11 protein-coding genes are annotated in these 11,921 nt (G+C 72.8%); 5 read left to right on the top strand and 6 right to left on the bottom strand.

Annotated elements, in window-relative coordinates; all coding sequences use genetic code 11:
• Window positions 1-49 precede the first annotated feature (49 nt).
• The gene (locus ACFFCA_RS04255; protein ID WP_375482138.1) at window positions 50-358 is read left to right on the top strand and encodes a DUF2516 family protein; all 309 of its coding nucleotides are present in this window, start codon (window positions 50-52) and stop codon (window positions 356-358) included.
• On the opposite strand, the gene mptB is transcribed toward ACFFCA_RS04255, so the two are convergent.
• Window positions 307-1,833 (bottom strand): polyprenol phosphomannose-dependent alpha 1,6 mannosyltransferase MptB, encoded by a 1,527-nt coding sequence (gene mptB / locus ACFFCA_RS04260; protein ID WP_375482140.1) that lies wholly within the window; start codon window positions 1,831-1,833, stop codon window positions 307-309. The two genes, ACFFCA_RS04255 and mptB, sit on opposite strands and share 52 nt — an antisense overlap.
• Before the next feature lie 198 nt (window positions 1,834-2,031).
• Here mptB and ACFFCA_RS04265 point away from each other — a divergent pair, with 198 nt between their 5' ends.
• The gene (locus ACFFCA_RS04265; RefSeq protein WP_375482142.1) at window positions 2,032-2,529 is read left to right on the top strand and encodes a hypothetical protein; all 498 of its coding nucleotides are present in this window, start codon (window positions 2,032-2,034) and stop codon (window positions 2,527-2,529) included.
• A gap of 168 nt (window positions 2,530-2,697) precedes the next feature.
• On the opposite strand, the gene ACFFCA_RS04270 is transcribed toward ACFFCA_RS04265, so the two are convergent.
• Window positions 2,698-4,104 carry a sensor histidine kinase gene (locus ACFFCA_RS04270; RefSeq protein WP_375482144.1) on the bottom strand — a complete coding sequence of 469 codons (1,407 nt, stop codon included), beginning with the start codon at window positions 4,102-4,104 and terminating at the stop codon, window positions 2,698-2,700.
• A complete protein-coding gene (locus ACFFCA_RS04275) occupies window positions 4,101-4,808 on the bottom strand; it encodes a response regulator transcription factor (RefSeq protein ID WP_375482146.1) in 708 nt (235 codons plus the stop codon). Before ACFFCA_RS04275 ends, ACFFCA_RS04270 begins: the two co-directional genes overlap by 4 nt.
• A gap of 141 nt (window positions 4,809-4,949) precedes the next feature.
• Between ACFFCA_RS04275 and ACFFCA_RS04280 the strand changes: the two genes are divergently transcribed.
• Window positions 4,950-7,625 carry an FAD/NAD(P)-binding protein gene (locus tag ACFFCA_RS04280; protein ID WP_375482147.1) on the top strand — a complete coding sequence of 892 codons (2,676 nt, stop codon included), beginning with the start codon at window positions 4,950-4,952 and terminating at the stop codon, window positions 7,623-7,625.
• 86 nt (window positions 7,626-7,711) lie between these two features.
• Here ACFFCA_RS04280 and ACFFCA_RS04285 read toward each other — a convergent pair whose 3' ends face one another.
• The gene (locus ACFFCA_RS04285) at window positions 7,712-8,203 is read right to left on the bottom strand and encodes a PaaI family thioesterase (RefSeq protein ID WP_375482149.1); all 492 of its coding nucleotides are present in this window, start codon (window positions 8,201-8,203) and stop codon (window positions 7,712-7,714) included.
• A 127-nt stretch (window positions 8,204-8,330) separates the two neighbouring features.
• Here ACFFCA_RS04285 and ACFFCA_RS04290 point away from each other — a divergent pair, with 127 nt between their 5' ends.
• Window positions 8,331-9,527, top strand: a complete 1,197-nt coding sequence (locus tag ACFFCA_RS04290) for an acyl-CoA dehydrogenase family protein (protein WP_375482151.1) — start codon at window positions 8,331-8,333, stop codon at window positions 9,525-9,527.
• A 27-nt stretch (window positions 9,528-9,554) separates the two neighbouring features.
• Window positions 9,555-10,682: an acyl-CoA dehydrogenase family protein gene (locus ACFFCA_RS04295; protein ID WP_375482153.1), complete on the top strand. Its 1,128-nt coding sequence runs from the start codon at window positions 9,555-9,557 to the stop codon at window positions 10,680-10,682.
• A gap of 68 nt (window positions 10,683-10,750) precedes the next feature.
• Here ACFFCA_RS04295 and ACFFCA_RS04300 read toward each other — a convergent pair whose 3' ends face one another.
• Window positions 10,751-11,185, bottom strand: coding sequence for a PRC-barrel domain-containing protein (locus ACFFCA_RS04300; protein WP_375482155.1), 435 nt, complete (start codon window positions 11,183-11,185; stop codon window positions 10,751-10,753).
• Entirely contained in the window at window positions 11,182-11,772 is a 591-nt protein-coding gene (locus ACFFCA_RS04305; RefSeq protein ID WP_375482157.1) for a PRC-barrel domain-containing protein, read from the bottom strand. Before ACFFCA_RS04305 ends, ACFFCA_RS04300 begins: the two co-directional genes overlap by 4 nt.
• Window positions 11,773-11,921 lie beyond the last annotated feature (149 nt).

Here is an 11,921-nt window from a genome sequence, read left to right on the forward strand (position 1 = left end):
CGCGGCCGTGACGCCGATGGGGCACAGTCTCGATGCGTATCCTGCGGATGTGGACATCGTCGATCAGCTCTACCTCTGGACGGACCGCGTCCTGTTCTGGGGTCTGGTCGCGCTGCGGGCCTGGGCGCTGCTCGACTGCCTGACCCGGAAGGCCGCGGCGTTCCCGGCCGTCGACAAGCTGACCAAGCCGGCCTGGGCGACCATCCTGTTGATCAGCGGCGCCCTGGGCACCCTGCTCGGCATGCCGAACGGCCCGGCCAGCGTGCTGTCCGTCTTCTCGCTCGTGTCGGCGGTCGTCGCCGCGGTCTACCTGGCCGACGTTCGGCCGGCGGTGCGCGGGATCTCCAACGGTCGCTGACCCGCTGCCGGCTCGGGGCGCTCGAGCCAGAGCGCGACGCCGGTGGCCAGCACCACGACCGCCAGGCACGCTCCGGTGACGATGTCGGCGGGCCCGTCGACGAAGCCCTGCGGGGCCAGGACGCATCCCGCCACGGACAACCCCACCAGGACGATGCGCGACTGACCGGTCGCGAACGGCAGCAGCGCCAGCGTTCCCCAGAGCAGGTACCAGGGCTGCAGGATCGGCGCGAGCAGCCCGAACCAGAGCAGCGCGTACCCGATGCTCAGGGTCAGCGGACGCTGCCGGAGCGTCGCCAACAGGTAGGCGAGCACGCAGGCGGCCGCCAACGCTGCGGTGAGCCGGCCACCGGCCGCGAGGTCGTCGTCCGGCGCGATGCGCACGACCAGCGCGAGCCCGTTCTCGACCGCGCCGGCCAGCGAGTACGGCGTCCGCTCACTGGAGAACTCGCTGCGGACGTTGCGCAGCCACCCCCACCCCCGGTCGACGGCCAGGAAGGGGAGGACGAGCACGACCGCGACGATCACCGAGTCACGGGTGATCACCGGCCAGAGTCGCGTCCGGCGACGGCCGAACCAGTGCGTCGCGGCGATCAGCGGCACCGCGACCAGGCCGACCGGGCAGATGCCGCCCGCGAGCGTGGCCAGGATCAGCGCGCGCCACCACCGACGTTGGCCGGCGGCCACCGCCGCGGCGAGGACGAGCGCGACCATCACCGCGTCCAGGTGGGGTGAGGACACGACGTAGAGCAGCACCAGCGGATTCATCGCGCAGGCCGCCACGGCCGCCGCATCCGAGGGTGCGGGCTGCCCCGCGAGCTCCGCGCGGGCCGCGAGCTCGGCCACCGAGCGCGCGATCCACAACGCGGCAGCGACGGACACGACACGCCACACGAGCACCGTGGCGAGCAGTCCGCCGTTGCCGACCGACGCGGCCAGGTGCTGCAGCAGGGCGCCGACCGGGCCGGACGAGCTGGCCGTGCCGCGCCGGGCCGGGTCGATCGCCGAGACGATCGGGGAGTCGCCGAGGGCGGTCGGCCCGTCGCGATAGGGGTTGCGCCCCGCCCGGAGCAGGCGCCCGTAGGCCACGTAGGTGTAGACGCTGGTGTCCATCAGCGGCGGACCGAGCACGAACGGGATGGCCCAGGCGGCAGCAAGCACCCATACCCGAGACAGCGGGAGCCCGCGCGTCACGACCAGCCACAGGGTCGCGACCCAGAGCACCGCGAGGGTCAGGACGCCGGCCAGCATGATCGACCCGGCGGCGGACCCGATCGCGGAACTGCGGACGTCCTGCAACCCGGCCCAGGAGGTGAGCGGGCGGTCGGGGCGGGCCGCCGTCGCCCGCCCGCCGGACACGACGACCAGGACGCCGACCACGAAGCCGGTGGGGCCCAGCGCCCACACGGGGTGGTCGTGCACCCGGCGGCGCACGACGGTGACGCCCTCGAGTGCCTTCTCGGCGAGGTCGTTCATGCGGGGTGGACGTCCATGACGCCCGTCATTATGGTGGCCGGCCGGAACCGGTTACCGGCGGAGCCGCCGCGAGCTGCCGCCGGGAGCCCTTACCGGACCCGAACATTCCCTTGGCCTCGTGCGTACCTGCCGGGCGCAGAGTGGATCACGTCGGCGCACCGCGCCGCGCACCACAGCACGTTTCGGACAGGAGAATCCATGTACCGCAAGATCCTGGTCAGCGGCGTCACCGCGGCCGCCATTCTCGGCGCCGGCACCGCTGCGCTCGCCACCACCGGCTCGGACACCACGGCCGGCACCCCGTCGCCGAGCGGCACGAGCACGTCCTCGACGCACGCCAAGGCGGGCGCGAACGGCAAGGACCACAAGGGCAAGGGCAAGCACTCGCCGCTGCGCCGCGCCGCGCACGCCAAGATCACGGTCAAGACGAAGAAGGGCTACGTCACCCGGGACCTCATCCGCGGGACGGTGACGTCGGTGTCCGCGTCCTCGATCAGCGTCCAGGCCGGTGACAAGTACAGCGAGACGTTCACCGTCACCAAGGACACCAAGGTCGTCGCCCGGTCCGGCACGAAGGGCGCCAAGCCCGCGGCGTCGTCGATCAGCAAGGTGACCAAGGGCCAGCACGTCGTCGTCGCAGGTGTCGGCACGTCCAAGGCGACCGCGAAGCACATCGTGGACCTCGGCACCAAGTAGGCCCGCACCTCTCGAGTTGTCCGCGCGTCGTCGTTCGGGGGCCCGACGAGGCGCGGACAACTCGTTTCGGCCGGCCCGCAGGCGGACGTGCCATCCGCAGCTGTCCGCGCGTCGTCGTGGCGGGGCGCGACGGGGCGCGGACAACTCGTTTCGGCGGGACAACTCGGGTCAGGCGGGCGTGGCCGGGGGCAGCAGCACCGTGAACCGCGCCCCGCCCTCGGCGGCGTGACCCGCCTCGATCCGGCCGCCCAGGCGCGTCACCAGCCCGTGCACGATCGCGAGTCCCAGGCCGGTGCCGACCTGCCGGACCCCGCGGTAGCGCTGGTGCAGCACTCCTTGCGTGAACGCCACGCCGAGGTCCTCGTCGGTGAGCCCCGGGCCGCCGTCGCGCACCTCGGCCACCACCGCACCGAACGCCGGTTCGGCGCGGACGCCGAGCACCACCGGCGCACCCGCCGGCGTCACGCGTAGCGCGTTGTCGAACAAGCCGTCGAGCACCTGGCGCAGCCGGGACGGGTCGGTGTGGGCCAGCAGCGGGCCGGGCGGGCGCTCGAGCCGGAACTCGACGCCGCCGGCGGCGCTGCGGGACTGCCAGACCTGGGCGGCGTCCTGCGCGAGTGCCGCGACGTCGACCACCGCGAGCTCGACGCGGAAGTCCTCGGCGCCCAGCCGCGCGAGGTCGAGCAGGTCGCCGACGAGGCGTTCGAGACGCTGGGCCTCACCGAGCACGACGCCGCCGACCCGAGCGGTGTCCTCGGCCGGCACGAGCCCTTCAGCCATCGACTCGGCGTACCCGGCGATGGCGGTCAGCGGTGTGCGCAGGTCGTGCGACACCGAGAGCAGGAACTCGCGCTGCCGTGCCTCCGAGTGCCGCAGCGCGCCGGCGATGCTGTTGACGGCCTCACTCACCTCGACGACCTCGGCCGGTCCCACCGCGGGCAGGGTGACGTCGCGGTTGCCGGCCGCCACCGAGTGCGCGGCCGCCGCCGTGCGCCGCAGTGGCCGGGCCAGTCGCCACGCCACGAGCAGCCCGATGACGACGGCGGCGGCGGCGGCGATCAGCAGCGCGAGCAGCAGTTGGCGCACGGCCCGCTCGTCCTGCGCGACCGCGTCGGTGCGGCGCTGCACCACGACCACGCCCCCCGTGGGCGTCGGCCGCGCCTCGACGAAGACGGTGCTGCTGCCCACCGAGCGCGAGGCCGAGACGCTCTGCCCGGCGAGCACCGCGCTGACATCGGCGGGCGTGACCGCCTGCCCGACCAGCGGGTTGGACGCATTGATCCGGCCGTCGTCGTGCACGACGCCGCTCTGCACATGCAGTCCGCGCAGCGCGATCTGCAGCCGGGCCAGCACCGGGCGGCCCTGCCGTCCCGGCGTGGTGCCCCGTTGCATGGCGACGGACTGCGCGACGCCTGCGAGGTTGCCGAGGGTCTTGCGAGCCGAGTCGGCGCCCGCGTTGCGGATCAGGCCGGTGGCGATCGCTCCGGCGATCAGGGCGGTGACCACGGCGATGCCGACGCTGAGCAGCGCGATCCGTGCGGCGAGCGTCGAACGGCCCCGCCGGGTTCGGTTCATCGTCGTTCGGCGGCGCTGCGCTCAGCCGCGTACCCGACGCCGCGGACCGTCCGGATCGGGCTGTCCTCGCCGAGCTTGGCCCGCAGCTGCGCGATGTGGACGTCAACGGTCCGGGTGCCGGCCACCGACGAGTACCCCCACACCTCGCTGAGCAGCTGCTCGCGGCTGAACACCCGGCCGGGACGGCGCATCAGGTAGGCCAGCAGGTCGAACTCGGTGGCGGTGAGCGCGAACTCGCGGTCGTCGGCGTACGCACGTCGCCGGCCGGTGTCGATGGTCAGCGGGCCGACGGTCTGCGGGGCGGTTTCGGGCGTCCCCTGCGTGCGTCGCAGGACGCCGGTCACCCGGGCGACGAGCTCGCGCGGCGAGAAGGGCTTGGTGACGTAGTCGTCGGCGCCGAGCTCGAGCCCTACGATGCGGTCGACCTCGTCGTCGCGCGCGGTCACGAACAGCACCGGCGTCCAGTCCTGGTCGGCGCGCAGCGCGCGGCAGATCTCGATCCCGTCCATGCCGGGCAGGCCCACGTCGAGGATGATCGCCGCCGGTCGCAACCGCCGGACGTCGCCCAGCGCGTGCGCCCCGTCGTGCTGGACGTGCACCCCGTACCCGGCCTTGACGAGGTTGAGCCGTACGACGTCGGCGATCGCCGGCTCGTCCTCGACGACGAGCACCAGCCCACGGGGCGGGCGGGACTCCGGGGACACGCTCGCACGGTAGCGCGGCGGTCCCGCAGGACAGGACACAGCGGCGTCAGAGTCGTGTTCGGGTCAGGTTCGGGGTCGCGGTTGCTAGCATCCCTACTTCATTCGTAGACAATGTGGTCCGCGAAGGTCAGGAGGTAGGCAATGGGTGAACGGCCGGTCGTCGCCGTCGTCGGAGCGGGCGCCAGCGGGGTCCTGACGGCTACCCACGTCGCGCGCGCGGCGCAGGCCGCCGGGCGTTCGGTGGACGTCCTGCTGGTGGACCCGGCCCCGCTCGCCCAGGGCCTGGCCTACTCGACCCCCGACCCGCGGCATCGCCTCAACGTCCCGGCCAAGGGCATGAGCGCCCTGCCCGAGGACGGTGAGCACTTCCTGCGCTGGTTGTACCGCCACGTGCACCCGGAGTTCCCCGCCGGCGGTTTCGCCCCGCGCCTGCACTACGCCGACTACCTGCGTCAGACCCTCGAGGACGTCAGCGGGCCGGGCACCGGGGTGCACGTCGAACACCTCGCCGACACCGTCCGCGACCTGCGCCGCCACGGCCGCCGACTGCGGCTGACCCTCGCCGACGGCACCAGCCGTCCCGCCGACGCCGTCGTGCTGGCCATGGGGCACGGCGCGCCGTCGACGACCTGGGCGCCTGAGCAGCTCGCCGCCTCCCCGCACTTCCTCGCCGACCCGTGGCGGGCCAGCTCGGCGCCCACCGTGCGGGCCGGCGACCACGTGCTGCTGGTCGGGGCGGGCCTGACCATGGCCGACATGGCCCAGCGATGGGGGCGGCGCGGGGTCACCCTGCACGTCGCCTCACGTCACGGGATGCTGCCGCTGCCGCACGCGCAGGACCCGCGACCGCCGCTGCCCGCCGAGCTCGACCGGACCCTGGAGCCTGACCCGTCGGGAGCCGCGTCGCTCTCGCTGGCCGACGCCCGACGCCTGGTGTTCCGGCACGTCCGTCGCGCCGGCGGCGACTGGCGGCGGGCGATCGACGGGCTGCGTCCGGTGACGTCGGCGCTCTGGTCGCGGATGGACGACCGGGCCCGGCGCGACTTCCTGCGGACGGCTGCCCGCCGCTGGGACCGCGTCCGGCACCGGGTCGACCCCGCCCTGTCCGCCTGGCTGCAGCAACGCGTCGACGACGGCTCGCTGGTCGTCCACGCCGCGGAGGTCCGCGACGCCGTCGACGACGGCGACCGGGTCGTCGTCGAGCTGTCGGACGGCACGCGGCAGCGCTTCGCGGCGGTGCTGAACTGCACCGGGACGTGCGTGGGGCTGCGCGCCAGCGACGACCCGTTGGTGCTCAACCTGCTCACCTCCGGGACAGCGCGTCCCGGCTCGCTCGACCTGGGGTTCGCGACCGACGACGGGGGACGGGTGCTGTCCGGCGACGGGTCCTCGCCGGCGGTGTGGACGGTCGGCCCGTTGCGGCGTGGCGAGCTGTGGGAGAGCACGGCCGTGCCGGAGATCCGCGCCCAGGCCGCCGAGGTGGCCCGGGACGTCGTCGCCGCGCTGCCGTCCCCGACGTTGCAGCGGCGCGTCCGCGACCCGTTCGGGCTGCCGCTGACCGCCGCCACCGATGCCGCGATGCTCTACAACGACGCGCTCGGCAACATCCTGCGCGTCCGGTCCGGCGCCGAGGGCCTGCTGCGCGACGCGCTGGTCGCCGACCCGCAGTTCGCGCTGGGGCAGGCCGCGCTCGCGCTGCTCGGGGTCGAGTGGGGCGCGGACGTCGACGTCGACGCCGCCCTGGCTCACGCCCAACGGCACGCGGGCCGGGCCGACGAACGCGAACAGCGCTTCGTCGAGGTCGCGGCGCAGCGCGTGCGCGAGCCCGGGGCCGGTTCGGCGGCCGCCCTGCTCGCCTACATCCAGACCTATCCCGAGGACGCGCTGGCGGTGAGCATCGCCGTGCCGACCATCGCCTTCGGAGGCGCCACCGAGATCCCGGCCGAGGCCTGGGCGCTCGTCGAGGGCCTCGCCCCGGTGTACGGCGAGCACTGGTGGTACCGGAGCCTGCTCGCGTTCGTCCGGCAGGAGCAGGAGCGGTACGACGAAGCCCGCGAGCTGGCCGACCTGTCGCTGGGGGTCGAGCCGGCCGCCGGCCACGCGGTGCACGCCCGCACCCACGTGCACTACGAGACCGGCGACCACCTGGCCGGCCTGCGCTGGCTCGACGGATGGATCCGCACGTGCGGTGCGCGGGCCTCGCACCGCGCCCACTTCTCCTGGCACGCGGCCCTGCACGAACTCGCGCTCGGTGACGACCGCGCGGTGCTGTCGCGGTACGCGACGCAGCTCGCGCCGCCGGTGGTGACGGGGGTGCGCGCCCTCGTCGATTCGGCCTCGTTGCTCTGGCGCGGCTTCGTCGCCGGCGCCTGGGACACCGTCGACGTCGGGCCGGTGCTCGCCACCGTCGACCCCGCGCTGCTGGCTGCGCCGCCGACACCGTTCGTCGGCCTGCACGCCGCGTTGGCACTCACCGCGGCCGGCGACGCGCCCGCGTTGGCGCGATTGCGCCGGTACGCCGCCGCCCGCCCCGAACCGGTCTTCCGTGAGACGGTGGCGCCCCTGGCCGACGGCCTCGTCCACCTCGTCCTCGGCGACGCCGATCGCGCGGCAGACGCCCTGGGCGCCTTGCACGGCGTCGAGCAGCTCGGCGGCAGCGCCGCGCAACGCGAGATCGTGCAGGACACCCTGGTGCTCGCCGCCGTGCGGTGCGGGCGCGGCCAGCTGGCGCGCAGCATCCTGCACGCGCGCCTGGACCGCCGGCCGTCACCGCGCGACGTGCAGCGCAGCCTCGGCCTGCCGTCCGGCCCGCGCTGACTCCGCCCCCCTCCCGACCTGTCCGCGCCCGGACGACCTCCGGCCTGTCGTGGCGCGGACAACTCGGGGCGGGCCGGGCCGGGCCGTCAGCCGGACAGGATGAGGCAGCTGCTCGTGCCCGTCGACAGCAACCGGCCCGACGGGTCCTCGATGCGGGCCTCGGCCAGGGCGGTGCGCCGGCCGAAGTGCGTCACGGTGCCGGTGCAGCGCAGCAGCCCGGAGCCCAGCCGCGCCGACCCGAGGAACTTCACGGACAGGTCCAGGCTGGTATAGCCGACGCCCGCGGGCAGCATGGTCTGCACCGCACAGCCCATGGCCGAGTCGAGCAGGGTGGCGTAGACCCCGCCGTGCACCGACCCGATCGGGTTGAAGTGGTACTCGGCGGGTTCCACGGTGAACACGCACCGGCCGTGCTCGGCCTCCTCGACGCCGAAGTCCATCAACCGGGCGATGGGCGCGGGCGGGATCTCGCCGCGGGCCAGCGCCTGGATGAACTCCAGGCCGGTGCGGCCCTGTGCGCCGGCCGCCGTCTCCAGCGGGTCGTCCCAGGTGAAGGTGCGGGTGCGTTCGGCGGTCATGGCGGCAGCCTAGCTGACTATGGTGAGCAAAAGCCAGGAACGCCGGACCGAGCCGGGTGCGCGAAGCACAGGGGAACCGGGCATGCTGGTGGCAGTACTGGCCAGTAGCCAACGCCGAGGAGCGCGCATGGACATCGCCCTGAGCAAAGAGGAGCGTGCCTTCGCCGAGCGCATGCGCACCTTCTTCCGGTCCGAGATCCCGGAGGAGATCCGCGCGAAGGGCGCCCGCGGCGAGCACGCCAGCCGCGACGACATCCTGACCAGCCAGCGCATCCTCAACGAGCACGGCCTCGCCGTGCCGCACTGGCCCACCGAGTGGGGCGGGCAGGACTGGTCGCCGGTGCAACGTCACCTCTACGCCGAGGAGATGCTGCTCGCGCACGTGCCGCCGCCGCTGGCGTTCAACACGCAGATGGTCGGGCCGGTCATCGCCACCTTCGGCAGCCAGGAGCTCAAGGAGCGCTTCCTGCCGAAGACCGCGAGCCTGGACATCTGGTGGTGCCAGGGCTTCAGTGAGCCCAACGCCGGCTCCGACCTCGCGTCGCTGAAGACCACCGCGGTGCGCGACGGCGACGACTACATCGTCAACGGCCAGAAGACGTGGACGACGCTCGGGCAGTACGCGCAGTGGATCTTCTGCCTGGTCCGCACCGACCCCGAGGCGAAGAAGCAGCGCGGCATCTCCTTCCTGCTCATGGACATGGACGACCCGGGCATCACCGTCCGGCCCATCCACCTCATCGACGGCGGGTACGAGGTCAACGAGGTCTTCTTCGACAACGTCCGGGTGCCGGCCGAGAACCTCGTCGGCGAGGAGAACAAGGGCTGGGACTACGCGAAGTTCCTGCTCGGCAACGAGCGCACCGGCGTCGTCGCCGTCGGCCAGACCAAGGCGCGGATCCAGCGCATCAAGCGCCTGGCCGCGCAGACCGTGTCCGATGGTAAGCCGCTGCTCGAGGACCCGCTGTTCAAGGCCCGGCTGACCAAGCTCGAGGTCGAGCTGTCCGCGATCGAGATGTCGGTGCTGCGTGTCCTGGACGCCGAGGGCCGGCACGGGCCGGGCAAGCCCGACCCGGTGTCGTCCGTCCTCAAGCTCAAGGGTTCGGAGCTGCAGCAGGAGGCCACCGAACTGCTGGTCGACGTGCTGGGCCCGAACGCGCTGGCCTACCGCGAGGACCTGTCGGTGCCTGACGGTTTCGACACCCCGCCGGAGGGCTCGCTCGACGCGTTCCCGACCTACTTCAACTGGCGCAAGGCCTCGATCTACTCGGGCTCCAACGAGGTCCAGCGCACGATCATCGCCAAGGCCATCCTCAAATTCTGACGATCCTGCAGTTCTGAGAGGGACGACGTGGAACTCGAACTCACCGACGAACAGCGGATGCTCACCGACGCGGTGAACAGCCTGCTGGACAAGCGGTACGACGCCAACACCCGCCTGCAGCTGCTGGAGCAGGACGAGCTGGGCTGGTCGCGCGAGATGTGGAAGCAGTACGCCGAGCTCGGGTTGCTCGGGCTGACCTTCGACGAGCAGTACGGCGGTGCCGGTATGGGCGTCGGCGAGCTGTCGGTCGTCATGGAGGCGTTCGGGCGCGCGCTCGTCCTCGAGCCCTTCGTGGCCACCGTGGTGCTGGGCGGCGGGCTCGTCTCGGCCGCGGGTTCCCCGGAGCAGAAGCAGCAGATCCTGCCCGGCGTGGCCGGTGGCGAGACCCTGCTCGCGTTCGCCGCCACCGAGGCGGGTTCGCGCTGGTCGCTGACCGACATCGAGACCAGGGCGACGCCGGGCGACGGCGACGCGTGGACATTGCGCGGCGAGAAGGTCGCGGTGCTGGGCGGAGACGTCGCGGACACGCTCGTGGTCACCGCGAAGACCCCGGACGGCGTGGTCGGCCTGTTCCTCGTCGACGCGGCCGACGTCGCGCGCGCCGGGTACCGCATGCAGGACGGGCTCGGTGGTGCGGACATCGTGCTGGACGACGCTCTGGCTACCGCGCTGGGCTCGCCCGCGGACGCGCTCGGTCACGTCGAGGCGGCGCTCGACATCGCGACCGCCGGGCTGTGCGCCGAGGCCGTGGGGGCCATGGAACGCATGCTGTGGCTGACCGTCGACTACCTCAAGACGCGCGTGCAGTTCGGCCAGCCGATCTCGGTGTTCCAGGCCCTGCAGTTCCGCGCCGCCGACATGTACGTGTCCTACGAGCAGGCCAAGAGCATGGCCATCCTGGCCCGCCTCGGCCTCAACGACGACGACCCGGCCGAGCGGCACCGTTCGGTCAGCGCCGCGAAGGTGCAGATCGACCTGTCGTCGCGGCACGTCGGCCAGGAGGCCATCCAGCTGCACGGCGGGATCGGGATGACCATGGAGTACCCGGTGGGGCACTACATGAAGCGCACCGCCGTCATCGCCAAGACCTTCGCCGACCAGAACGCGCTGCTCGAGGCCGTGGGCGCCGGGGGCGGCATCGTCCGCGAGAGCTGATCACCGCACGTCCGACAGTTGTCCGCGCCTGCACGGGTTCAGGCCCGTGGGGGCGCGGACAACGTCGTTCAGGACGTGCGGACGACCACGGCGTAGTGGCCGATCCCGATCAGCGTCGACCCCGGCACCGAGCGGTCGCCGACGTGCAGGCTCGTGATGCCACCCGTTGCGGGGTCGAACTCGACGTCCTTGACGTCGCCCAGCTCGTCACCGCCGGTGGTGAGTACCCGCTTCTTCAGCACGTGGTTGCGCTTGTCGAGCAGCGGGGCAAGATCGTCGCCGCCCTCGCCGATCTTGCTCGCGTCGGCGACGGTGATCGCGTCGGCGCCGAACGCGGCGACGTCGGACCAGCGCAGGATGTCGCCCGAGTCGGTCTTCTTCAACTGAAGGGCGATGACGTTCGGCCCGCGCACGTCCACGATGAAGCCGTGGACCTTGCCGACCGTCTCGGCTGTGCTCGTGCTGACGACCTTCATGCCGTCGGCGTCGCTGAAGGAAATCATGACGACCGTCCCAACTGGGCGCGGAAGTCGTTCACGGCGGCGCCGAACCCGGCGAGGTCGTGACCGACGAAGTCCTTCGCGCTCGCCGGCACCATCAGGTGCTCGCCGGATGCGGCGATCGTGTCGGGCAGGGGGATGAGCACCTTCTGGCCCTTCGTGCCGAGCGCCTCGGACGCCTCGATCTCGTACCCGACGACATCGCACTGGCCGCCGTACTCACCGGTGACCTCGATGACGACGTCGACGACCTTGCCGAGATCGGTCCCGGCGTCGGTCAGCACCTGCGAGCCGAGCACGTTGCCGCCCGACCCGCCGCTGGCTGCGGATGCGTCGAGCACGGCTGCGGTGGGCTCCAGGGAGTTCTCGTCGCGGATCATCACCGCGTCGGCCCCGAGAGCGGCGACCGACGTCCACGCCAGGCCCTGCTTCAGCGGACCGGAGAACATGCCACGGCCGGCGAGCGTGAACCCGCCGACTGCACCGCCACCGGCGGCGTAGACGACGTCCTTGATCTGCGCGACGTCGTCACCGGCAAAGGTGACCACCGGCCGCTTGGTGATCTCTGACGTCCGCATGAGCCTGCTCATCGGCCTACGCTCGTTTCGCTCGCTGCGGCCGCCAGAGGGCTCCGTATAGCACTGTTCGCTCCGCAAGCGTCGCTCATCGGAGCCTCTTCCGGCCGGACGGACGAGCAGGATCGACGATGACCCCGCCGCGGCGTCGGCGGGCTTGGACG

Origin of the sequence: uncultured Jatrophihabitans sp., from assembly GCF_964252635.1 — a bacterium.
GTDB lineage: Bacteria > Actinomycetota > Actinomycetes > Mycobacteriales > Jatrophihabitantaceae > Jatrophihabitans.